Origin of the sequence: Streptomyces sp. NBC_00667, from assembly GCF_036226825.1 — a bacterium.
Taxonomy (GTDB): domain Bacteria; phylum Actinomycetota; class Actinomycetes; order Streptomycetales; family Streptomycetaceae; genus Streptomyces.
The window spans coordinates 5,940,956-5,966,441 of sequence record NZ_CP109022.1; the positions used below are offsets into that span (position 1 = coordinate 5,940,956).

A 25,486-nucleotide genomic window follows, 5' to 3' on the forward strand; every position below is an offset into this window, starting at 1 on the left:
GACGATTTGATCACTCGTGTGGGCTGGTCGGGTGAATTGTGTCAGAGCGGTCCGGCGCGGGACTGGAGACTGTCGCGGACTGCCTTGGAGTGACCTGGGAGAACATCTTGCCAACGTCTCAATCCGTCGCCGTAATCGGCACATCGTGTCGACTGCCGGGCGGGATCAGCGATCTGGACGCTTTGTGGACGGCACTGACGAAGAGCGAGGACCTGGTCAGCGAAGCACCGGCGCAGCGCTTCGACACGGCGGACTTCCTGGACGGCGGACGACGCCGTCCTGGGCGGAGCTACACGTTCGCGGGCGGCTTCCTTCCGGACATCCATGGCTTCGATTGCGAGTTCTTCCGCGGCATCTCGCGCCGTGAGGTCCTCACCATGGATCCGCAGCAGCGCATGCTGCTGGAGCTAGCGGTCGAGGCACTCGACGATGCGGGCGTCGATCCCGAACACTACGCCGGGGCGGACGGCGCTGTCTTCGTAGGTTGTTCCAGCCACGACTTCGGACGGTTGGCCAAGGCCAAAGCGTCGGCGGGCGACGTCTACTCGATGACCGGGACCGCGCTCGCCAACACCGCCAATCGCATCTCCCACCTGCTGGACTGGCACGGTGAGAGTTTCGCCCTCGATACCGCCTGCTCCTCCGCTCTGACCGCCGTGCACCGCGCCTACGAGCATCTGTGTGCCGGCCGGGCAGCGCTGGCCCTGGCCGGCGGGGTCAACGTGCTGCTGGACCCGGGGGTGTTCGCCGGGTTCTCCAACGCCTCCATGCTGTCACCCACCGGCCGCTGCCGGGCCTTCTCGGCAGACGCCGACGGCTATGTCCGAGCTGAGGGTGGTGGCCTGCTGCTGCTGAAGCGACTTGAGGACGCGCTGGCAGACGGTGACCGGGTCCATGCCGTGATCCTGGGTAGCGGGGCCAACAACGACGGCCATACCCAGGGTCTCGCCTTGCCCAGCGCACGAGCTCAGGAATCACTGCTGCGCCGGGCCTACGACGCCGCGTCGGTGCATCCGGACCGTCTGGTCTACCTGGAGGCCCACGGAACGGGAACGCCCATCGGTGATCCGATCGAGTGCGATGCCATCGGCCGGGCGCTTGCCGTCCGGCGTACGGTCGGTCCGCTGCCGTTGGGTTCGGTGAAAACCAACCTGGGGCACATGGAAGCGGCGTCCGGCCTTCCCGGCCTCCTCAAGGCCATCCTGGTCCTGCGGCACCGTGCGGTGCCACCCAGCCTCCACGCCGAACCCCTGAATCCCCGCATCGACTTTCGGCAACTGAACCTCAGTCCCACCGTCCGGTCGCAGACCGTCGAGGTGACCGCTGACGCGGTGGTCGGAGTGAACTCGTTCGGTTTCGGCGGCGCCAACGCCCACGTCCTGCTGGGACGCGCCCCGGAGAGCCACAAGCCGCCGCCGCCGGCGGGTCCCGTGCCCGTCACGGTCTCCGCCCGTGGCTCCGCCGCGCTCGCCGAGGCATGCGAACGGCTCGCCGAGAGGCTGGAGGACGCCGATGCGAGCACCTTCTACGGCATCGCGCACACCACGTCACGCCGCCGCGCACGGCACGACCACCGCACCGTGGTGATGGCCGCAACCGCGCAGGAAGCGGCGAGGGCTCTGCTCGCGGCAGCGCGTGGGGATCGTTCCGTGCCAGGCTCGGCGACCGCCCGGAAGGTCACCCAGGGCCGAGTGGCGTTCGTCTTCTCCGGCAACGGATCTCAGTGGTCCGGCATGGGGGCCGAACTGCTGCGCACCGAGCCCGTCTTCCGCCGGACGGTCGAGTCCGTGGACCGGGTCCTGGAGCCGCTGATCGGCTGGTCCGTCGAAGAGGCGATGAACGCGGGTGACCCGGAGCGGCTCAAGTCCACCGCAGTGGCGCAGCCGCTGCTGTTCGCCTACCAACTCGCCGTCGTGGAACTGCTCCGCTCCCACGGAGTACGCCCGGAAGCAGTGGTCGGGCACAGCGTCGGGGAGATCGCTGCGGCCTACACGGCGGGAGCGCTCGATCTGAGGACCGCTGCCCGGGTGGTGGCCGCACGCAGCCTGGCGCAGGAAGTGGCGGTCGGCACCGGCCGGATGGCTGCCGTAGGGCTGTCCGAGGAGGAACTGACCGCCGAGATCGCCGCTCTCGGGCACCGTCTGGAACTAGCGGGAGTCAACAGTCGCACCGACACCACGGTCGCCGGACCGGCCGAGGACGTGGCCAAGCTTTCTGACGTGCTGGGGGAGCGGGGCATCTTCGCGCGTGAACTCGACCTCGATTACGCCTTCCACAGCAGGGCCATGGACCCTGTCAAGGACGTCCTGCTGCACGGGCTGCAGGGTCTGGAACCGAGCCGGCCGCAGCTCACGTTCGCCTCCACGGTGACCGGTGGCGTGTTGGACGACAGGCCCTTGGACGCCGACTACTGGTGGCGCAACGTTCGCGAGCCCGTGCAGTTCGCCTCGGCCGTCGAAGCCCTGACAGCGGAAGAGCTCGACGTCTTCGTCGAGATCGGGCCCCACTCCGTTCTCCGTCCCTACCTGCGCCGTCTGGTCCACGGTGACCGGTCGCCGGTCGAGGTGGTCAGTACGGGTGCCCGGCAGGCCGACGGACCGGCCGCCATGAACACCGCGGTCGCTCACGTGCTGGCCGCCGGGGCGGCCACCGACGGTCAGAGGCACTTCCCTCACCCCACCCCACCGGTCGACCTGCCCAGCTACCCCTGGCAGCGGGAACGGCTGTGGGGAGCCGACCCTAGCTGCTGGTCCCGCTTGAGCAGTGACGGTGTGACGGTCCATCCGCTCCTCGGACAGCGGGCACTCACCGCCCAACCCGCCTGGCATGGTGTGCTGAGCAGCGTGCGCGTCCCGTGGCTACCCGAACACCGTGTGGGACGGACCACCGTGCTGCCCGCGACCGCGTTCCTGGAAGCCGCCCTCGCGGCCGGTCAGCACTTCCTCGACACATCCACCCTGGAAGTCACCGAGCTGTCCGTCACCAGCGCCTGTGTCCTCCCCGGTGACGACAGTACGGACGACCTGATGCTGCAGACCGGTGTCGATCCGCAGACCGGAACGGTGAGCATCGCCAGCCGTCGGGCGGACGACTCCCCTTGGCAGCCCCACGCACAGGGCAGGGTCCGGCGACTGATGCGTCCCGCGCCCCCGGCAACGGACCTGGACGAGCTACGGAACCGCCTCCAAGCGGCTCCCTGGCCCGCCGACATGCACTACAAGGCGCTGGCCGACAACGGCATCACGCACGGTCCGGCCTTCCAAGTGCTCACCGAGTTCCGGCTGGGAGAGGCCGAGTTGCTGGCCTCCTACCGTACCGAACAACCCTTGAACGGCTATCTCGCCCATCCCGTGGTCACGGACGGAGCACTGCAGGCAGGCGCCCCGCTGCTGGCCGAGGTGGCCGGTGACGGGCTCTTCCTGCCCGTCCAGCTGGCGGCGGTGCGGCGATGGCACGCTCCGGCTGCCGAGGGATACCTGCACGTGCGGCTGGTCCGGGCCAACTCCCGGGAAGCGATCTGGGACGTGCGGGTGACGGACCTGGACGGCCGGGTCACCGTGGAGCTGGACGGCTGCCGACTGCGACGGTTCGATCACCAGGCGGCCGAACCCGCGACACTCCAGGAACTGGTCCTGCGGGCAGCTCCGTGCGGTGCGGCGGCTCCCGTCCGGCTGCCCGCTCCTGCCGACCTGATGGCCGAGACCGGGCCGGCCCGTGACCGGTTGCGCAGCCGGAGCGTTGATCACTACGACGAGGTGTCCGCCCGCACCGTGGCCATCGTGGCCGGATTCGCCAGGCGGGCCGTCGAAGCCTTGATGCCGGGGCAAACCGAATTCGACATCGACGAGCTGTGCGCGGCTGCCCAGCGGCCCAAGCACGGTGCCCATCTGCGGCACCTTGCCGCATTGATGTGCGACACAGGGCTGGCCGAGGCACTCCCCGGTACTGGCCGGTTGCGGCTGACGGACCCGGCCGCCGCCCCGGACCCACTGGAGCAGGTCCGCGCGCTGATCGCCGATCGGCCCGAGGCCCTGACCCTGACACTCCCCGGACTGCGCTGCGGCATGCAACTGCCCGAGCTCCTGAGCGGCGAGGCCGACCCCCGAGAGCTTCTCTTCGGTGAGGCCGACCAGCACCTGATCCCACAGCTCCACAGCAACGCCGCTCACCTGCGGCTACAGAACGATTACGCGGCGGAACTGCTGGCGGCGACCACCAGGCACTGGGCCAACGACCGGCCGTTGCGGATCGTGGAAGTGGGGGCGGGGACCGGTGGCCTGACCGGGGCGCTGCTGCCCGTACTGCCTCCCGAACGCACTCGGTACACGTTCACCGACCGATCCGCCGCGTTCCTGGCCGGGGCCAAGCAGCGGTTCGCGGGATATGACTTCATCGAGTACCGGACCCTCGACCTGGACCAAGACCTGACAGAGCAGGGCTACCACCCCGGCCACTACGACGTGGTGGTCGCCGGAAACGCGCTGCACACAGCGAAAGACCTGACCACCTCTGTCGCACGGCTGTCGGAACTCCTGGCGGACGGAGGCATGCTGCTGGCTCTGGAAAGCCACGACCACCACCTGTGGGTCTCCAGCTTCTTCGGCATGCTGGACGGCTACGGGAACCACACGGACACCGATCTGCGGCCGCAATCACCACTGCTGCCCCGGGCACAGTGGAAGACGCTGCTCACGGCGAACGGATTCGACGCCGTGGCATGCACTGGTGAAGCGCCGGACCCGGAACGCCCGAGTGACTCGGTGATCCTCGCCCGGCGCGCTCCGGCGGCCACGGTGGGACGGCCCGCTGACCGGCCCGCTCCGACCGGAACCTGGATGGTGGCCGCCGACGTGACGGGCGGGCTGGCCGCATCGCTGGCCGGGACGCTCGTCGCGCCGCTGCTCCCGCTCGACGGACGGGGCCTGGAGGACGTGCTGCCCCCCGAACCCGGTACCGAGGTGGGAATCGTGGCACTGATCGGCTCACCCGCTGCGCATGCTGATCCGGTCACCTCCATCACCCACACCGTCGAGCGCATGCGTGACCTGGTCGGTCGGTTCGACGGCCGTCATGTCGCCCTGTGGCTCGTCCTGCCGCCGACCGGGGTCTTCCCGGCGCCCGAGCGACCCCAGTCGCCCGAGGCGGCGGCCATCTGGGCGCTCGGCCGGACGATCGCCAGTGAACACCCGCACATCGAGGTCCGCCTCATTTCCCTGGAAGGATCGCCCGCGGCCGGGCGGGATGTCGACCGGCTGATCGAGGAGCTCCGGCAGCCCGGCGATGAACGGGAGATCGTGCTCACCGAGGGAGGGCGCTTCGTCCCCCGGCTGACTGCGGCCGCACCGCCGTCGCGTCGTCAGTCCGAGGGGTACCGGCTCAGCCTGCGCGACCCCGGCATGTCGTACCAGCTGGTGTGGGAGCCGCAGGAGGCCAGCGCGCCAGCGGCGGGGGAGGTCCTGGTCTCGGTGCGTGCCGCCGCCCTCAACTACCGGGACGTCATGCTGGCCACCGGCCTGATCCCGGACGACCAGCCGGTGGCGAACAGCGCAGGCCCCGCTCTCGGGCTGGAAGGCGCGGGCGAGGTGGTGGCGGTCGGAGCAGGCGTCAGCGGATTCCAGCCGGGCGACCGGGTCTTCGGCTCAGGAATCGGCTGGTTCTCTTCGCACGCAACTGTCCGAGCCGAGCAACTCGGGCACGTACCCGCTGGGATGACCTTCGCCGAAGCCGCCACCTTGCCCGCAGTCTTCCTCACCGCCCAGTACAGCCTGGGACGGCAGGCCAGGCTCCGTTCCGGAGAGCGGGTGCTGATCCACGGGGCGGCGGGCGGCGTCGGCCTGGCGGCCCTGCAGTACGCACGGCTGGCGGGTGCCGCTGTCGTGGCCACCGTGGGCACACCGGCCAAACGTGCCCTGCTGCACATGCTCGGGGTGAAGCACGTACTCAACTCCCGTGACCTGCGGTTCGCCGAGGATGTCAAGGAGCTGACCGGCGGCCAGGGCGTCGATGTGGTGCTGAACTCCCTGAGCGGCGAAGCCATCTCCCGTGGGCTGGAGTGCCTGCGGCCCGGCGGACGCTTCGTGGAACTGGGCAAGAGGGACTTCTACGCCAACACGCCGCTGCTTCTCGGCCCGTTCCGGCGGAACATCGCCTACTTCGGTGTTGACGTGGCGACCCTGCCAGTGCACATGCCCGACGTCGCGGCCGAGGAGTTCGCCCAACTCTGCCGCCGTGTCACCGACGGCCGCTACCGGCCCCTTCCACACCAGGTGTACTCGGCGGGCAGGATCACCGACGCTTTCCGTTCCCTGCGCCACTCCAAGCACATGGGCAAGGTCGTCGTCGAGCTGGGCGATCCGGTGCCGGTCGAGCAGCCCGTTGCGCCGGTGGCTCTGGCGCCGACAGGCAGCTATCTGATCACTGGCGGGCTCGGCGGACTGGGAGCGGCCCTGGCGGAGCTGATGGCGCAGCACGGCGCGCGTCACCTGGTCCTCGTCGGTCGTCGAGGGTCCGCCTCGCCCGAGGCACCGGCGCTGCTGGCGCGGCTGGCCGACATGGGGGTGCAGGTCACCGTCGTCGCCGCCGATGCCGGGGACCGCCTGGCCATGCGTAGGGTCTTGGCCGACGCCGACGCAGCCGGACATCCGGTGCGTGGCGTCCTGCACGCAGCCATGGTGCTGGACGACGCCCCCCTGGCAGAGCTGACGGCCGACCGCATCGAGACAGTGCTGCACCCCAAGGTGCGCGGTGCCGCCGTACTGTCCGAGCTCACCTGGGACCGGGAACTGGACTTCTTCCTGGTCTGCTCATCGCTGACCGCTCTCGCAGGTAATCTCCGGCAGAGCTCGTACGTGGCCGCCAACATGTACCTGGAGGCATTGGTCCGGCGCCGCCGAAGCCACGGGAGGCCCGGCACTGCGATGGCACTGGGCGGCGTCGGCGAAACCGGATTCGTCGTGCGCACCGGCATCGAGCAGACCCTGCACCAGATGGGCCTCGGCTCAGTGACGCCACACGAGATCTGGCGGGCGGTCGAGAGCGCACTGGCCGGCGGACGTGAGGTCGGTGTGTTCGGCCGGGTGGACTGGGGAAGGGTGGCACAGCTTCTTCCCGGACTGAACCGACCCCTGTTCTCGACCTGGCGGGAGCACGGTGGTCACAAGGGCACCAGCCGGTCGGAAGAGCTGCGCTCCCGTCTCGCCGGTCTGCCGGAGGAAGCCGCGACGTCCGTGATCTGCGACGAACTGGCCGGACTTGTCGCCGAGGTGGTGCAGACCGATCCCGAACGTATCGACCGAGCCTGCGCACTCGACCAACTCGGGCTCGACTCACTGATGGTTGTTGAGCTTTCCGTGAAGGTCAACCGGAGCATCGGATGTGAGGTGCCGGCCCTCGAGTTCCTCGCGGCGAGCAGTCTGGAGGACCTGGCGCGCCGCATCCGCCTGCTCGTCGTCGGCCGTTGCGGATGACCAGCGGGCGCCGTACGCCGGACGGACACGGGGAGCGGTTGCCTGACGGCACTCGCTCCCGGTGCGGGAATCAGCGTCGTGGCCACTACCCCCCGGACGGCCCACAGCCGGCAGAGGGCACTTCGGTGACGTCCCACACCACCGGAAACCGGGACCAGCCGCTCACACCAACACCAGGAGGACGATCATGTCGGCACCACCGCCCCGGTCAGGAGCAGAGGCCGGCCGGTGGGCCGTGCCCGCCGGTGGAGCCGCCAGCTTCACGTGGGAGTACGGCGGCGGCCGTGAGCAGATGCTTGCGCTGTACCAGCGCGGCAAGGACCGGCAGTGGGACGCCATGCGCCGGATCGACTGGGACCACGCAGTAGACCCCGCCGACCCGCTGGGGACACCGGACGAGGTGCTGCCACTGCATGGCACCTCCTACTGGGACCGGCTCAGTACGGCTGATCGCAGCGAACTGCGGATGCACTACGCCGCATGGCAGTTCAGCCAGTTCCTGCACGGGGAACAGGGCGCCATGATCTGCTCGTCCCGCATCGTGCAGAGCGCCCCTGACTTGGACGCGAAGTTCTACGCCGCGACGCAGACCATGGACGAGGCCCGACACGTGGAGATCTTCTCCCGCTTCTTGTCCGAGAAGCTCGCCATGCACTACCCGATCAACGACAGTTTGCGCGTCCTGCTGAACAACACCCTCACGGACTCCCGCTGGGACATGCCGTACCTCGGCATGCAGGTGCTGATCGAGGGACTGGCCCTGGCCGCCTTCGGGTTGCTGCGGGACACCACCAACAAGCCCCTGCCGCGTCAGCTGCTGGCGTATGTCATGCAGGACGAGGCTCGTCACGTGGCCTTCGGCAGGATGGCACTGCGTGACCACTACCGGCAGTTGAGTGCGAGTGAACTGGCCGACCGGGAGGAGTTCGTCATCGAGGGGTGCCACTTGATGCACGACCGACTACGCGGTACTGAGGTGCTGGAGAACTTCGGTGTTCCTGCTGCGAAAGCCGCCAGAATTATCGAGGAGAGCAGTTACCTGAGACTGTTCCGACGCACGCTGTTCTCCCGCATCATGCCGTGCGTCAAGGACATCGGCCTGTGGAGCCCCGAGGTTCAGGACACCTTCACCGACCTGTGCGACGGGGACCCTCAGAACGCCGTCCTCGACCGGCTGATGAGGCAGGACGAGGAGGTTGCCGAGCGGCTGGACGCCGAGCGGTTCGCCGCCGAGGAACAGGCCCGCGCTCAGGAGGTCACAGAGATGATGACCCTTGGGCGGGAACCGTAATGCCCCGAGACGCGCCGACGCCCACCGGGTGAGCAGGGGTATCGCGCACTCGACCGAGTCGGCGACCGCGCAGGGCGGCGGGCTCGGAACGCTCCCGACCTGAGCCGCCGCACGTCTCACGGGGGCCCCGACGGCAACCGGCGCCCCGGTGCCTCGGCTCGGTGCCGCACCCGCGGCACGGGTACATCTGCGCCTGTCCTGCCTGTCGCGCGGAAGCCGTGCCTTGCTGGTGATCGCCGCCCTCTTGGCCGTGTGCTCGACAGGATCGGCACTGGCCCTGCCGTGGGCGGTGTGGGACGTGACTATCGCCCTCGCCCGCAGAGAGCCGATCGCAGGCCCAGTGATGCGGCTCAGCTCCTTGGCCCTGGGCGCGGCGGGTACCCAGGCGGGAAGCGGGTGGCTGCTCGCCCGGGCCGGCGAGGCCCTGCTGCTCCGGTTACGACGTCGCGTCATCGACCATGTACTGCGTCTGCAGCTCTCTGCCGCGCAGGCACAGGGAGCCGGTGACCTCACCACCCGAGTGACGTCCGGCGCCGCGCGCGTGCACGCATGAGCCGAGGCCGCGTTGGTCCACATCCAGGTGGCTGCGCTCGGGACGGTCGCCACCCTCACGGCAACGGGCTGCCTGAATCCTGCCCTGACCTTGCTCACCGTGGGCTCCTTCGGCGTCGTCGGAGTCCCCTGATCAGCGTGATCGCGCGAACCAGGCGTGCGGCCGACGCCCGGCAGGCCGCACTCGCGGACTTCGGGCAGCAATCGTTCGGATACATGACCGCGCTTACGCGGGTCAAGGCTCACCGACACGAGGCCATGGCGGCCGCACGACTCGGACGGACCGCGGGCCACCTGGGCGCCGTGTCGGTCACCGCGGCCCACCTTCGGTCACTGATGGGGCCTTTGGTGGGGCTGGGACAGCAAGTGGCCATGATGGCCGTCGCCGTGGTCGCGACCCAGGGAGTCATCGCCGGTGACCTGTCGTCGGCCGCCTCCAACGCGTTCTTCCTTCTTCTGCTGTACCTCACTTCACCGGTCACTGTTGTCGTGTTGGGGATCGGGCACCTCCGCGGTTTGTGCAGGCCGATCACGGACACGTCCGGATTCTGGGACAGGACGTCTGGACGAACCGACGTCCCAGCTGGACGATGCCGGAGAGCAGCGCGTGATGTGTGCCCTCCAGCGTCTCGCTGCGACGCGGGTGGTGGTCGTGGCCACCCACCGCCTCTCGACACTCCGCCACGCTCAGAATTCCGTTGTCATCACGGCTCCCGTCCCGGACGATGCGGACTCACAGGCTTCGCATCCGATCGGCAGCGACGTCGACTGAGGCGGGGATAGCGAGAGCCGACAGCAAGTAGTCCTCGTCGACAGGGGGAGGATCGGGGAGCCGACCGACCGCAGCGAGGTACTGAGTGCGGTCGTACTCACGGCGCAAGGTCGCGTACGAACTGATGCCGGCACCCACATCGATGGCGGCCCGTTCGGCCTCCCCTTCCGTCACAGCCTCCCGCACGATGTCGACCTTCAGCCGGGAACAGCAGACATGCATGGCGTCCGTGATCATCCGTACAGGGGTGTTGCGCGGGTGCACGATGTGGCAGGTGTTCACCAGACGATCAGGTGCTCGGCCGCTGATCCGCACCATGGCCGCGGCCGCGTGCTCGACCTGGACGACATTGTGCAGCGCCTCGGGGTCCCCTTGGATTCTCAGGTGGAGAGTGTCGCGGCCGGTCAGTTCGATCAAGGCGCGGATGTTCTCTTCCTGGTGGAGCAGGGACATCTTCGCCGCGATCTCCGCCAGCGGGTGCCGTGGGGCACCAGGAGGCACGGGACGGTCGGTGACCAGCACGCTGGGGCGGAGAATGGTGACAGGGTGCTGATGCCTTCGAGCCCAGTCGTGTACCACCTGTTCGGCCAGGAACTTCGACTTCTCATAGGGCGTCTGAAACCCTGCCGTGTCATCGAGTTCGTCTTCTCGGACCAGACCGTGCAGTCGGGCGCCGGCGACGTAGGCGGTGCTGGTGTGCATCACCCTGGTTGTGGGGCCGGCGGCTCTGGCCAGTTCCAGCACGTGCCTCGTGCCGTCCACGTTCGTGCGGTACAGCTGGTCCCACGGTCCGGTCAGAGCGATGGAACCGGCGCAGTGCCAGACCGCGTCGATTGACTCGGCCAGAGCGGTGTAGGCGGCGCGGTCCAAGCCGAGTGCGTGGTCGTGCAGGTCGTACCGCAGCAAGTGGACCCGCTGATCGAAGTCCTCGGGCAGGGGCGACCCGGTGGCTTCGACCGCGTGACGGACTCGCCTCGCGGCGGTTGCCAGGGAGCCACGGACCAAGGCCACCACCTCGCCTCCGGTGGCCAAGAGTTCACGCAGAAGATAGGAGCCCAGGAAACCGGTTGCTCCGGTCAATGCCGTCAACATATCGAATACCTTCAAGCTGGACACGGGGGTGCGGACGCCCTGCCCGGTGAAGTGACGCGGGCACACCTCCGGTCCGCTAACGATCTCTGAGTCCATCGGTCACCCGGGTGCATCGATCGGTGGTTCCGTCAGTGGGTCACGTTGCGTAGCTGAGTTTGTAGTCGTGGTGTCGTCGGTCTGAGTCCTGTTCCGGTGAGGCATCCGACGATGATGTTGCTGCGGCATTGGACCTGGCGGAGGCCGTATCGGAGTCGGCGCATGAGGTGGCTCGGGTCGGTGAAGGCCCGTATACGGCGGTCGCCTCCCTCACCCGCGGACGCGTCATGTACTACGCCATCCCAGAGCAGCTGAGGAAAAACTTCGGTGCCAGCGCTACACCGTTGGACTCCCCCCGGCACACCAGCTCTGACCTGGGGCTCTTTTCCAGATGTGCGGCGATGAACCGTTCGGTGTCGGTCGGATCGGGAACCTCATCGACGCACTCGATCCGCAATCCCAGAAAGTGGTCCTCGACCACGCCGACGAGCCGGCTCATGTGCGTCGGCTGGGGATGCACCACGTGAATCGTCTGAACGCCCTGCTCACCAAGTGGCGCGTCGCATCCGATGCGGACCAGGGCCTCTGTGGCGTAAGAGTCCGGCAGGATACTGAACGTCGCCTGCGGCGATGCCTGTAGCCGCAGCCTCACCCGCGTTCCCCGCGGGCGCTGAGCCGGGATCCCGGGTGCACCGCCGCGAGCGACCGTTTCCACCATCTGCCCGAACGCCGACAGAGGGTGGCCCCGGCGCTCGGCAACCACGCTAGGGCGTAGGACGACAGCGCAACGCTGTCGGCTCCGCGCACACTGCCGGACTAGTCGTCTTCCATGATGTGCTCGCCGCCAGATCCGCCGGCCACAACCATCGTGGTGACGTGAATGAGGCGGCAGTTGGAGGCCGTTGCGTCAGTGAACTCCAGCATGTGTGCGGTGCCCCTGGACATTGGTGGTGAACAGTCGGTCGCGTTCACCGGCCAGGGTGATGTCCCCTGCGCAGTGCCACTTCATCGACTTCCCGCGCCAGACGCGCGCACAAGGCCGACGCAAGCGCAATCCACTGGCGTGTGATGCTCCCGCTGACGCACAACCGTCGGCCAAGCCAGCGGCATGCACCCGTTTTCGGAGTGACCAAACGTACAGTGATTCCTTGAATGCTTCGAGTGATCGCCGGAGTGCTCGGCGTGTCCCAGGCGGCCGTGGGCCGCATCATCGGCCACCTCGATACTCGCGCTCAAGACCCGCCAACGGTTTCCGGGCATCAAGCTCCCTCTGTGCGCCGCACAGTTCATGACCTGCGGCAGCGCCGGCGCGGTCTCCTGCAGCTCCGTCGCGTGCGCTGTTTTCAAGCGCCCGCAGAAGCGGCTGGAGCCTGGTGTGCCGGGTCAGGAGCCGGTCCGAGACGGGATTGACAATGCCGCGCAGGATCCCGACCGGGTGCCAGCGGTGAGGAACGGTGATGCTTGCCGCACGTCGCTCGATTCCCCGGGCCACCCGGCGTGCCACTGCTTCAGGACTGATCGCGACAGCGAGGGGGCGAGGAAAGGCGACCTCGCGCATCCTGGTCGTGAGAGCGTCGCCCCCGAAGGCAGGCCTGCTCATCGCGGACTCCACCCACCCCGGATAGAGGACACCCGCGGTGGCCCCATGCATGGCCAGTTCCACGCGCAGAGCACGCGTGAACTGCTCGATTGCGGCCTTGGACGCCGCGTAGGGGGCGTTAACGGCGCCGTTGACGTAAGCGTAGATGGACGAGGTGACCAGGATGTGGCCGCGATTCGCGATGATCTGCGGCAGAGCCGCTCGCACCGTGCGCCACACACCCAGCAGGTTCACCGCGATGATGCGCTCGAACAGCTCAGGATCGACGGTGGCGATGGTGGCGGGAAGGTCGGGTGCGACCCCCGCGTTGGCGAAGACGACGTCGAGCGCGCCGAACCGCTCGACGGTGCAAGCCACAGCGTTCTGCAAGGCCGACCGATCGGTGACGTCCACACCCAGGGAGAGCACTCGTTCCTCTCCCAACTCACGTGCAAGGTCTGCGACCGAGGAGGCGTTGCGGCCGACAAGAACCAGGTTGGCTCCACGAGCGTGCAGTGCTCGTGCGCCGGCCGCGCCGATACCGCCGGCGGCACCGGTGATGAGCACGGTCTTGTTCGACAGGGAGTACTTGGCCATGGACCGTGTCCTCATAGTTGAAGCGACCGGTAGCGGTCAGAACGGGTGGTGGTCGGAGGGGTCTCTTGCGCATTCGGCGGCGACGAGTTCTCTGTAGTGGCCGTTGGTGGCGAGGAGGTCTTCGTGGCTGCCGGTGATAACTGTTCCGTCCTCTCCGATCAGGATGACGTGCCGGGCGTTGTGGACGGTGGACAGCCGGTGGCTTGCGACGATGACGCAACGGGTGGCTGCCAGGTCACCGATGGCTCGGGTGATGCGGCGTTCGCTGCTGCCGTCCAGTTGGGAGTTCGGCTCGTCGAGCAGGACGATCTCGCTGTCGGTGAGAAGGGTCCGGGCCACGGCCAGGCGTTGGCGTTGGCCGCCGGAAAGGTCCTGGTCGCGGCCGAGGGTGGTGTCGAGGGCCTGTGGGAGACACAGGACGGCTTGGCGCAGGCCGACCGTCTCCAGTGCGTCCAGTAGTTCTTCGTCGCTGACCGGCCTCGTCACGCCGAGTTGGAGATTCTCGCGGACGGTGCCTTCCACCAGGGTGGCTTGTTGGTCGACGTAGGTGGTGCGCCGGCGAAGCTCGTTGAGCGGCCAGCTGTCGACGGGACTTCCCAGGACACGGATCTCGCCTTCGTCGAGCTGGATCAGACGATTGATCAAAGTCAGCACCGTGGATTTTCCCGCACCTGAGCAGCCGACGAGGGCGGTCAGGCCGGTCGCGGGGATGTGGAAGCTCGCACGGTCCAAGACCGGGGGGCCCTCGCAATGGCGGAAGGTGACGTCGTGGAAGACTACGGCTTCCGCTACGGGGAGTGGGAGTTGTGGCGTGGGTGGTGCCGTGCGGTCTGCTTCCGCCGTCAGGGCGAAGAGGCGAAGGAAGCGGCCACGCGCGGCCAGCCCCGCCTGCAGGTGGCCGATGCCGATGGCAGTGACGGCGATGGGGGAGGTGAGGTGCAGCAGGTAGAGGAAGAAGCCGCTGAAGGAGGCGAGAGACAGTTCGCCGTGCGTGATCCGCTGCCCTGCGGCCAGGGCGACGGCCAGGACCGCGACCTGCTGGCCCAGGCTCACGACCGGGCCGGTGAGACATTGGAGACGGGAGGCGGGCAGGCATGCGGCGCGTACGTCGGCCGCCGCGTGTCCGAGCTTCCGTGACGCCACGGCCTCATAGCGGCAGGCCTTCACGGTGATGAGCGCGGTGAGGTGGGCCGTGAGAGCTTGGGCGAGTTGTCCGAGGGCGCGCTGCTGGGCGCCGGCGAGGCGTTTCATGCGAGCCGTCATCAGGGCGATGCAGGCGCAGGCCAGGCCGTAGGCGCCGGCGGCGATCAGGGTGAGTACCGGGTCGAGGACGGCCATGGCGGTGAGCGTGGCCGCGGTGGCGATCAGCGCCACCGGTAGGTGGACGAGACCAGTTTCGATGAGTACGCGCAGCAGCACGGCGTCCGAGGTGACCCTGGCGGTGAGACTTCCGGCGCCTTCGCCGCGGACGGTACGCAGCGGGAGTCGCAGAAGGTGGTCCATGGCCTGGCGGCGCAGGCGCAGCACGGCCCGCTCGCCGACTCCGGCCAGCAGCCATCCGTATAGGGCCTGAAGTCCGGCCGCTCCCAGGACGGCGGCGCTCATGCTCACGGCAGGACGGGTGATCGGTTGGTGCCGGGTGAGGGCGTCCGTCACGTCCATGGCCAGCCACGGCACGGCCAGCCCGGCAGCGGCCGAGGCCAGGGAGAGGACGGCGGCCAGAGCGAGCAGCGTCCGGTTGCCGGGTAGGAGACGGGGGCTGATGCGCGGTACGGCGGCCGCGCCGGGTGGGGGGAGGGGCCTTTTGGTGCGTCCGGCGTGAGCCGTCAGGACGGTCATGTCCCGGTGTCCGCACGGTGGGGGACACCGGCCTGGGGGAGGATCGGCTGGCTGCGGCCGAGGTCCCGGCTGAATGCGGCGGTCAGGGTCCGGGGCAGGTGACGCAAGCCCCAGGCGCAGGCCCTGTAGCGGCGGCCGGGGGGGCTGACCGGGCGCCCTGTGGCGAGGTCGCGCATGGTGGCGGTGACCACCTGCTCGCTGTTCAGCCACATCCACGAAGGCAGGTGGCCGACCTCCAGCCCCGCCCGCCCGTGGAATGCCGTGCGCATGTAGCCGGACAGCAGAGCCACGACGCGGACGCCGCTGCTTCTGACCGGCGCGGAGCGGGCGATGGACTCGGTGAAGGCGAGCACCCGGGACTTGCCGGCGGGGTAGGTGCCGGCCAGCCAGGTCGGTCCGTGTGCGGCGACGGACGCGACGTTGATCACGGTACCCGAGCCGCGGCGCATCATGGCGGGCAGGACGGTCTGGGTCGTGCGCAGCACACAACCGATGTTCAGCTGCAGGCGACCGTCTTCCGCGCCGGGGTCGCCGGTGGAGGGCGCGGCGAGGGCGATGCCGGCGTTGTCGACCAGCAGGTCCGGGACGCTCCGGGCCGGACGGCCGGTGAGGCGGCGGCTGCCGGGTGAGGTGGCCAGGTCGGCGGCCATGGTGGTGATCCGGTGGCCGGAGTGTCGCAACCGGTCAGCGGTGCTCTCCAGGTCGCGCTCAATGCGGGCGACCAGGGTCAGGTCGTAACCGTCCCGGGCCAGGTGTGCGGCGAAGGCCAGTCCGAGGCCCGAAGTGGCACCGGTGATCACCGCTGTGGGCATGACGCTTCTTCTCTTCGGAGGGAGGGTGAGCTTCGGCTCATACCGGCTGGGGGACGTCGTCGGGCGTGAACCGCACCGTTGTGCCGTACAGGTCGAGCAGGCCCTGGAAGGGCTGGGAGTGCAGGCCGGGCTTCCACAGTTCGACGGCCATCTCCCCGTGGTACAGCAGGGGCCAGCGGACGTAGGTGCGCGAATCGTCCGGGTCGTTGACCGCGTGGGAGCGGCGGACGGTGTTGCGGGCGATCTCGACGGTCAGGTCCGTGCCGCAGCCGAATCCGTAGGGGAACTGCTCGCGGTCCGCTTCCACGGTCTCGATCACCGCGTCGTCGCTGGAGGTCACGCCGACGTGGGCGTGGATGCCGGCCCTGATGAGGGGAACCTCGCGTTCCCCGTGCGGGTCCGGCACCCACACGCCGTCCGCGTCCTTGGTGACGCGGACGGTCGGGCAGGCCTCCATCAGGGCGCAGATCTCCCACGTCTCGACCGAGGGCTGCATCGGCAGCACGCCGCTCGGCGCCAAGACGCGCAGGCGTCGACCGCCGGCCAGGCGCGGTTCGACGGCGACGACCTGGTCGCGCGTCAGGGACCGCTTGTCGACGTCCCAGGAGCCGGAAGCGCTGACCACCAGGCAGTCGAGGTCTGGGTCGAAGGCGAACAGCATGCCCTCGCTGAAGCCCCGCACCCCCATATAGATCTCGTACATGTCGGCCAGCTGCTCCGAGACGAAGTCGGACACCTTCAACGGCGGGGACAGCAGGCCCAGCTCGCCCATCCTGCGGCCCGCGATAGCCAGCTGCTCGGGTGTGGTGCTGGCCTGCCACGCCTCGGTGGTGATGGCGTCGCGGACGGTGTCGTAGTCCTCGGCGACCTGCTGGGCGCACGCCGCGGTGACCAGCCGATCGCGCATGCGGTCGGCGATGTCGTCCACCTCGGTGGGGTGGCCGCCCTCCATGTTGCAGAAGGTCACCTCCCGGACCTGGCCGGAAGTCTCACCGCGCGACACGAACAGGACCTTGGCCGCGCCCAGCCGGCCCATGGCCGTGCGTGCGGTGGCGACGACCTCGGCATGGGGCAGCGCACTGAGCAGTTCCGGCACTTCGACCACGGCGACGACGTGGCGCGGGTTGCGGCGAAGCCCGTGGCGCTGGCGCAGCATCGCGCTCAGCGGCGGGTACCCCTCGGGGATCCGCTCCCGCAGAGGCTCGGGCCCGTCCGGGACCTCCCCGCACATGAGCACCAGGTCGACATCGCCATGGGAGCGGTCGAAGACTGTGTGGCCCTGCACCTCGAACGAGGCGAGCAGACGGTCCAGGAACGCCCGCAGCGCCGGCTGCCCGGCCGGCACTTCCCCGATCACCTGCACGGTGCACGGACGCCACCAGTCGCATGCTGTCAGGTCGGTGCGGACGGTGGGTGCGGCAACCTGTGAACTGCTCATGGCCTACCTTCCGGAAAAGTCGTCGTGGCCGCGTTGGGGTGGGCCTTCGTCGGCACGGTTGCGCCCGGCCGCGCGGGAGTCGCGACGGCGACACGGATCCGCCTGCCTGCGGATGCGAAGGTGGCGGGCCCTGGGGGCGGGTATCGGGACGACGGCGACCCTACCGGCGGCCGCTGGACCGGTGGCTTGCCGCTTCCCTTCCGGGGGCCGACGCGCGGCAGGTTGACGCCTTTCCACCTCCCGATTCGGCATGTCCGCAGGTGGATACCGGTGGAGGCGCTACGCAGGTTCACCCGCAGTGGTGAATACGCCAGGGCAGGCACGGGCGCTGGCTGGCTGAAGTACCCCTCGATGCGCGCTGAGATCACCCCTCGCGTTCCCCTGAACGGAGCAACGCGTGAAAGGGCCGTGCCACCGCTCCGTAAGATCGCGGATGCTTCGGCGACGGAAACACACCGCCGGACCGCCATCACCTCTAGCGCCGACGCTGCCCCCTCTTGTGCACTGGGAGAACTCTGTGACCGTCGCCCCCGCAAACCCCGACAGGCAGGCCGTGGCGATCGTAGGTCTCTCCTGCCGATTGCCGGGCGGTATCTCCGGATTGGACGGCCTGTGGGAGGCGCTGCGGGAGGGACGCGACCTGGTGGGCGAGGTACCGCCCGACCGTTTCGATCCCGAACGGTTCGTCGACACCAAGCGGCGCAAGAGCAACAAGAGCTACACGGCCGCAGGAGGGTTCCTGGAGGACGTGACCGGTTTCGACACCGGCTACTTCCAGCGGATCTCGCCGCGCGAGGCGGCGCGCATGGATCCGCAGCACCGGCTGCTGCTGGAGATGGCGGTCGAGGCCCTGGACGACGCCGGCATCGACCAGGTCGCGACCGCCGGCTCCGACACGGCGGTGTTCGTCGGCATGTCGAGCCACGACTACGCCGACCTGCAAGCATCCGGCGCGGACGCCCCCAACGCGTACACGATGGCTGGTCTCGCGGCCACCAACGCCGCCAACCGCATCTCCCACCTGCTCGACTGGCACGGGCCGAGCATGACGGTGGACACCGCCTGCTCGTCGGCGCTGACCGCCCTGCACCAGGCCTGCGAGACCCTGCGGGCGGGCCGGACTCGCATGGCGCTGGCCGGCGGAGTGAGCGTCCTGCTCAGCCCCTTCGGCTTCACCGGGTTCTCCGCCGCCTCCATGCTGTCGCCCACCGGCCGTTGCCGGGTTTTCTCAGCTGAGGCCGACGGCTACGTGCGCGCCGAAGGCGGCGGCGTGGTGGCGCTCAAGCTGCTGACCGACGCCCTCGCGGACGGCGACCGCATCCACGGGGTGATCCTGGCGAGCGGCGTGAACAGCGACGGCAGTACCACCGGGCTGGCCCTTCCCAGTGCCGAGGCACAGGCGGCGCTCCTGGAGCAGGTCTACGCCCAGGCCCGCGTGACGGCCGACGACCTCTCGTACTTCGAAGCCCATGGCACCGGCACCCCGGTGGGCGACCCGATCGAGTGTGACGCCATCGGCCGGGCCTTGGGCGCCCGCCGCACGGTCGCGCCCCTGCCGATCGGATCGGTCAAGAGCAACACCGGCCACCTGGAGGCCGCCTCCGGTATGGCCGGGCTGCTCAAGGCCCTGCTCGTCCTGCGCCACCGCCACATCCCGGCAACCCTGCACGCCCAGCCGCTGAGCCCCCACATCGACTTCCACGGCTGGAAACTCGACCCCTGCACCGAGGACAGGCCCCTGGACAAGCAGCGGCCGGTGGTCGGCGTCAATTCCTTTGGCTTCGGCGGCTCCAACGCACACGCCGTCCTCGCCGCCGCGCCGTCGGCTCCCGCGCCCGGCGCACCCGTGCTGCAACACGGCGGCCTGCTTCCGGTGGTGGTCTCGGCCCGTACCCCCGAGGCGCTGGAAGCCGCGGCCGCCGGCATGGCCCAGCGGCTGCGAGAGGAGGGCCCGGAGGGCTTCTACGACGCCGCGTGGACAGCCGCACGCCGCCGCACCCTTCACCCGCACCGGGCCGTCGCCCTCGCCTCCGACGCCCAGCAGGCGGCCGAAGCACTGGAGGCCGTCGGTCAGGGCGCACACCCGCTGCCCGCCGCCACCGCCACCGGACAGGCGGTCACGGACGGCCGGGTGGTGTTCGCCTTCAGCGGTAACGGCTCCCAGTGGGCCGGCATGGGCGCGGACCTGTTGCGCGAGGAGCCGGTCTTCCGCGCCGCGCTCACCCGGGTCGACGACGCACTCAAGCCCCACCTGGGCTGGTCGGTGCGCGAGGAGATGGCCGGAGCCGACCCCGCTCGCATCCTGGCAACCGAGGTCGCCCAGCCGCTGCTGTTCGCCTTCCAGATCGGCCTGGTGGAACTGCTCAAGGCCCGCGGTATCCGCCCGGCCGCCGTCCTGGGCCACAGTGTCGGCGAGATCGCCGCCGCCCACGTCGCCGGCGCCCTCGACCTGCCCACCGCCGCTCGCGTGGTCGCCGAACGCAGCCGTGCGCAGGCAGCCACCCGCGGCCAGGGACGCATGGCCGCGATCGGCCTGTCCGCGGAGGAAGCGGCCAAGGAACTCGCCCCCTATGCCGGCACCCTGGAGATCGCCGCCGTCAACGGTGACCAGGACGTCACCGTGTGCGGCCCCGAGGAAGAACTCCGCGCCCTGGGCCGTGACCTGGACCTGCGTGCGGTGTTCTTCCGCATGCTAGAGCTGGACTACGCCTTCCACAGCCGCGCCATGGACGCCATCCAGGGCGCCCTGCTCGACTCCTTGGACGGGCTGCGCCCCGCCGCCACCGGCATCCCGTTCGTCTCGACGGTCACCGGCACCACCTGCCCGGGCGAGGACCTCGGAGCCGGTTACTGGTGGTGCAACGTCCGCGAACCCGTCCTGTTTGGACCGGCGCTGCACACCCTGCTCGACGACGGCTACGACACCTTCGTCGACATCGGCCCCCACCCCGTCCTGCGGCCCTACCTCCGCAAGGCCACCAAAGACCTGGAACGGCCGGCTCTGATCGCGGGGACCTGCGCCCGGGCGGTGCCCGGGCCTGCCGCCGTCGACACCGCGGCCGCTCAGCTGCTGGCCGCCGGCGCCCGCGCCCACTGGGACGCCTTCTTCCCCCACCCCGGCCGGACCGCGGACCTCCCCGCCTACCCCTGGCAGCGCGAACGGCACTGGCGTGGCGACCCCCAGTGGTGGCTGCGCGTCACCGGCGAGACCACTCCCGTCCAGCACCCGTTGCTGGGGGCGCGCGTCTCCGTTCAGCACCCTGCCTGGTCCAACCTGGTGGAGCCGACCCGGCTGCCCTGGTTGACCGACCACCAGGTCGCAGGCGCCGTCGTCATGCCCGCCACCGCCTACCTGGAGATGGCGCTCGCCGCCGGCCGGCTCGTCCACGACGCCCCGGTCGAGGTCAACCACCTCCTCATCACCCGCGCCCTCGACCTGCCCTGGGACGACGACACCACCGACCTCCGCGTGCAGGTCTCCCTCCACGAGCCCGACCAGGCCCTGGAGATCGCCGCCCGCACCGGCGACGACCTACCTTGGCAGCCGTACGCCCGCGCCCGTGTACGGCGCTTGCTGGCCTCCGCACCGGCGTCCGTCGACCTCACCGCCCTGCGCGGGCGTCTGCACACCCGGCTGGACGCCGCCGAGCACTACGCCCGCGCCCGGCGCGCCGGCCTCGCCTACGGCCCCGCCTTCAAGGTCCTCACCGACCTTCGCCTGGGGGAGGGCGAAGTTCTCGGCTCCTACACCCTGACGGAGCCCGCCGACGGCTACCACGTCCATCCCGCGCTGCTCGACGGAGCCCTGCAGGCGGGTGGCTGCCTGACCACCGTCGACGGCGAGTACCTGCCGTTCCTTCCGGTCGCCGTCGAAGCACTGCGCCTGTGGCACACCCCGCCGCAGACGGGGCTGATCCACGTGCGCCTGCGCGAGAGCAGCCCCCAGGAACTGTGCTGGGACATCACCCTGTCCGACACCGAGGGCCAGGTATACCTCGAACTTACCGGCTGTCGGCTGCGCCGCATGGGCAACACCCCCACCGAACCCGTACAGCATCTCGTCAACGTACTGCGCGCCGCCCCCAGCGCCACCACCCCCGCACAGCCCGCGCCGCTGCCCTCGCCCACCACCCTGGTCCAGGCGTGCCTGCCCCACCGCGACCGCCTGGAGCATGCCTGGCGCACAGAGGGCCACGGAGTCGGACTGCAACGCCTTCGCGAGTGCTGCTCCCGTCTGACCGCCGACGCGTTCGCCCAGCTGCTGCCCCCGGGGCAAGTCGAGTTCGACACCGGTGACCTGGTGGCGGGCGGCACGCGGCCCCAGCACGCCCGGCTGGCCGAGTTGCTCGCCCACGCCACCCGCGGCCTGGTGCGCCAGACCCGGCCGGCCCAAGAGGACCGCCCCGCCCGCTGGCACCTCCCCGAGACGGACGGCCCCCCGCCGCTGGAGCTGTACCAGCAGCTCGTACGGGACTTCCCCCACCAAGCAGTGGAGATCGCCCTGTTCGGCCGGTGCTGTCTGCATCTGGCCGACGTCCTGCGCGGCAAGCGCGATCCGCTGACGCTGCTCTTCGACGAACCCGACCGCCACCTGATCGAGTACTTCTACAGCGACGCGGTCCAGCCCCGCTTCCACAACCAACTGCTCCGCGCCCTGGTGCGCGAGCAGGTCCGCACCTGGCCGTCCGACCGGCCGCTGCGGATCCTGGAGGTCGGCGCCGGTACCGGCAGCAGCACGGCCCTGCTGCTGCCCCACCTCCCGGCCGAACGAACCACCTACACCTTCACCGATCTGTCGGCCGGGTTCTTCCCCCACGCCAAGGCCCGCTTCGCAGACTTCGACTTCGTCGACTACCGGACCCTCGACCTCAACCAGGACCCCGCCGAGCAAGGCTTCACCGAAGCGTCCTTCGACGTGGTCATCGCCACCAACGTCCTGCACGCCACCCGAGACCTGCGCGCGACCCTCGCCCGTATCACCCACCTCCTCGCCGACGGCGGGCAGCTCCTCGCCCACGAGACCCACGAACCCGGCTTGCTGGCACCCTGCTTCGGAACCCTCGACGGCTTCTGGGACTTCACCGACACCGCACTCCGGCAGGACTCCCCGCTGCTGCCCGCAGACGCCTGGCAACCGCTGCTGCGCGACTGCGGTTTCGACGAGGTCGCCCAGCTCGGACACGACGAGCCCCTGCCCGATCTCGAGTACTCCGTCCTCTGCGCCCGCCGCACCGAACGGGCCGCCGCCGGCCCCGCCCCCGTGTTGCCGCCGGCCGTCCAGGACACCCGTTGGCTGCTCGCCGGTGAGAGCCCGGACAGCGACCTGATCCGCACCCTCGCCGACGCCCTCACCGGCACGGGCGCCGACGTCCACCTCGCCGGGCTGGACGACGCCCCCCAGCACTGGGACCGGCTCGCGGTCGATCAACAACCGCCGAACACCGTTCTGCTCTTCGACGCCGCGCAGTCCGGCGCCGGCCCCTCCCAGGCATCCGAGCAGGCCGTCACCCGTCTGGGCGCGCTACGGGCCCTAGCCGGTCCCGCCTCGCACCTGCCGGCTGGATCCATCACCAACCTGTGGATCATCACGCGCCCCAGCGGCATCCACTCCGCTCCCGAACAGCCCCAGGTTCCCCAGGACGCAGTGCTGTGGGGCGCCACCCGCTCCCTCGCCAACGAGATCCCCCACCTCACCATCCGGCGCATCTCCCTGGACGCCGGACCCCGCCCCACGGACGACGCCCGGCGCCTGGCTGCCGAACTGCTCCACCCCACCGACGAGGACGAGGTCGTCCTCACCCGCGGCGGACGCTTCGTCCCCCGCACCGTCGCCCTACGCACGGCCACCGACACCCACGACGCCCCCGCCCCGGTGCCCTTCACCCTGCGCCTGCACGACGCAGGCCTGCACCCCCGGCTCACCTGGGCACCCGACCACCCGCAGCGGCCCGCCGACGACGAGGTCACCATCGCCGTCGAAGCGGCCGCGCTCAACTACCGCGACGTCATGCTCGCCGTCGGTCTCCTGCCGCCGGGAGCGGAGACACCGCTGCCGGACGGCCCTGCCCTGGGCCTCGAATGCGCCGGCACGGTCATCTCCGCCGGTCGTACCGTCACCCACCTCGCACCGGGCGACCGCGTCTACGCCCTCACACCCCGCAGCCTCAGTTCCCAGGTGACCGTCAACGCCCGCCTCGTCGGCCCCATCCCCACCGGCATGACGTTCGCCGAAGCCGCCACCCTGCCCGTGGTCTACTTCACCGTCCACCACGCTCTCGAACGCCTCGCCCACCTCCAGGCAGGCGAGACCGTCCTCATTCACGGCGCCGCCGGCGGCATCGGGCTGGCCGCCCTCCAATTCGCCCAGGCACGAGGTGCCACCGTCATCGCCACCGCCGGCACCCCCGCCAAGCGCGACCTGCTGCGCATGCTCGGCGTCCCCCACGTCCTCGATTCACGCACCCTGGCCTTCGCCGAACAGGTCCGTGACCTCACCGGAGGGCAGGGCGTCGACGTCGTCCTCAACTCCCTCGCGGGCGAGGCCATCGGCCGCAGTCTGGAACTGCTGCGGCCCGGCGGGCGCTTCGTGGAGCTCGGAAAGCGCGACATCTACGCGTCCACCCCCCTGGCCCTCCGGCCCTTCGGCAACAACATCGCCTTCTTCGGTGTCGATGCGCACCAGCTCATCTCCAGCCGCCTGCCCCAGGCCGGCACCTGTTTCGATGAGATGGCACAACGGATCACTGACGGCACCTACGGACCACTGCTGCACCTGGCCTACCCCGCCGCCCGGATCGGCGAGGCCCTGCGAGCCCTGCAACGCTCCCGCCACCTCGGCAAGGTCGTCATCACCTTCGAGGAGCCGCCGCCCCTCGACAGGACCCACCCGCCCCTGCGGCTGTCCCCGGACGCCACCTACCTGATCACCGGCGGACTCAGCGGCCTCGGAGCCGCTCTCGCACACCGCCTCGTCGACCACGGTGCCCGCCACCTCGCCCTCCTGGGCCGCAGGGGCGCCGACACCCCCGGCGCCGCCGACCTCATCCAGGCCTTGGCCGACCGCGGCGCCCAAGCAACCGCCCACACGGCCGACGTCACACGGGAAGCCGACCTACGCCGGGTGCTGGACGCCGTCGACGCCGGACCCCACCCGTTGCGCGGAGTGATCCACGCCGCGATGGCCCTGGACGACGCAGCGCTCGCCGAACTCACCGACGAGCGCCTCCGCACCGCCCTGGAGCCCAAGATGCTCGGCGCGGCACACCTGGACTCCCTCACACGCGGCCGCGACCTCGACTTCTTCGCTGCCTGCTCCTCGGTCACCACCTGGTTCGGCAACGCCTACCAGGCCAACTACACCGCCGCCAACGGCTACCTCGAAGCGCTCAGCCGCAACCGGCGCAGCACCGGGCTGCCCGGTACGACCGTGGCCTGGGGCGCCATCGGCGACACCGGCTACGCAGCCCGCCACGGCATCACCAACATGCTCGCCCGCCTCGGCCTGGACAACCTCACACCCGCCGAAGCCTGCACCGCCCTCGAAGACGCCATCGCCCGGGACACCGACGTCAGCGCCGCCGCCAGGATCGACTGGGCCCGCATCCGCAGCATGATGCCGGCCGTGCAGACCCCCCGGCTGGCCGGTCTCATCCCCGCCCACACTCCCCAGGACGACGGCCCCGACCACCTGCGCCACCGTCTCGCCACCGCCACCACCGACGAGGCCGTCACCCTGGCGGCCGACGCCATCACCCAGGTCCTCGCCGACATCCTGCAGACCGACCCCGCCCGACTCGACCGCGACCGCCGTCTGGACCAACTCGGGCTGGACTCCCTCATGGCCGTCGAGGCCGTCATCGCCGCTCGCCGTCGACTGGGCTGCGAACTGCCGACGCTGGAGTTCCTCAACGCCCGGGGCATCACCGACCTCGCAAGGCGCGCCTTGATCCGCCTCGGTTACGAGGCACCCAGCCAGACCCCGCCCACCCGCTGATCCCGCCGACGTGCCTGCC

At 70.0% G+C, this 25,486-nt stretch carries 10 protein-coding genes; 4 read left to right on the top strand and 6 right to left on the bottom strand.

Features of this window, described 5'->3' with window-relative positions; genetic code table 11:
- The first annotated feature begins 89 nt into the window (after positions 1–89).
- The 3 genes from OHA81_RS27220 (at position 90) to OHA81_RS27230 (ending at position 9,310) form a co-directional block, all read left to right on the top strand.
- Positions 90–7,466 carry an SDR family NAD(P)-dependent oxidoreductase gene (locus tag OHA81_RS27220; protein ID WP_329200142.1) on the top strand — a complete coding sequence of 2,459 codons (7,377 nt, stop codon included), beginning with the start codon at positions 90–92 and terminating at the stop codon, positions 7,464–7,466.
- 187 nt (positions 7,467–7,653) lie between these two features.
- On the top strand, positions 7,654–8,757 hold the full coding sequence (locus tag OHA81_RS27225) for a ferritin-like domain-containing protein (protein ID WP_329200144.1): 1,104 nt from the start codon (positions 7,654–7,656) through the stop codon (positions 8,755–8,757).
- A 229-nt stretch (positions 8,758–8,986) separates the two neighbouring features.
- Positions 8,987–9,310, top strand: coding sequence for an ABC transporter transmembrane domain-containing protein (locus tag OHA81_RS27230; RefSeq protein WP_329202568.1), 324 nt, complete (start codon positions 8,987–8,989; stop codon positions 9,308–9,310).
- Positions 9,311–10,042: 732 nt separating this feature from the next.
- Here the strand turns inward: OHA81_RS27230 and OHA81_RS27235 are convergent.
- The 6 genes from OHA81_RS27235 to OHA81_RS27260 all read right to left on the bottom strand — a co-directional run bounded on the left by OHA81_RS27235 (position 10,043) and on the right by OHA81_RS27260 (position 17,474).
- Complete coding sequence (locus OHA81_RS27235; protein WP_329200146.1) at positions 10,043–11,197, bottom strand: SDR family oxidoreductase; 1,155 nt, start codon at positions 11,195–11,197, stop codon at positions 10,043–10,045.
- A 304-nt stretch (positions 11,198–11,501) separates the two neighbouring features.
- The gene (locus OHA81_RS27240) at positions 11,502–11,861 is read right to left on the bottom strand and encodes a hypothetical protein (protein ID WP_329200148.1); all 360 of its coding nucleotides are present in this window, start codon (positions 11,859–11,861) and stop codon (positions 11,502–11,504) included.
- 555 nt (positions 11,862–12,416) lie between these two features.
- Positions 12,417–13,385 (bottom strand): short-chain dehydrogenase/reductase, encoded by a 969-nt coding sequence (locus OHA81_RS27245; protein WP_329200150.1) that lies wholly within the window; start codon positions 13,383–13,385, stop codon positions 12,417–12,419.
- 36 nt (positions 13,386–13,421) lie between these two features.
- Positions 13,422–15,224 carry an ABC transporter ATP-binding protein gene (locus OHA81_RS27250; RefSeq protein ID WP_329200152.1) on the bottom strand — a complete coding sequence of 601 codons (1,803 nt, stop codon included), beginning with the start codon at positions 15,222–15,224 and terminating at the stop codon, positions 13,422–13,424.
- Positions 15,221–16,036 (bottom strand): SDR family NAD(P)-dependent oxidoreductase, encoded by an 816-nt coding sequence (locus OHA81_RS27255; RefSeq protein ID WP_329200154.1) that lies wholly within the window; start codon positions 16,034–16,036, stop codon positions 15,221–15,223. The genes OHA81_RS27250 and OHA81_RS27255 overlap by 4 nt, the downstream gene beginning before the upstream one ends.
- Before the next feature lie 37 nt (positions 16,037–16,073).
- Positions 16,074–17,474 (bottom strand): hypothetical protein, encoded by a 1,401-nt coding sequence (locus tag OHA81_RS27260; protein WP_329200156.1) that lies wholly within the window; start codon positions 17,472–17,474, stop codon positions 16,074–16,076.
- 553 nt (positions 17,475–18,027) lie between these two features.
- Between OHA81_RS27260 and OHA81_RS27265 the strand changes: the two genes are divergently transcribed.
- On the top strand, positions 18,028–25,467 hold the full coding sequence (locus tag OHA81_RS27265) for an SDR family NAD(P)-dependent oxidoreductase (RefSeq protein ID WP_329200158.1): 7,440 nt from the start codon (positions 18,028–18,030) through the stop codon (positions 25,465–25,467).
- Positions 25,468–25,486 lie beyond the last annotated feature (19 nt).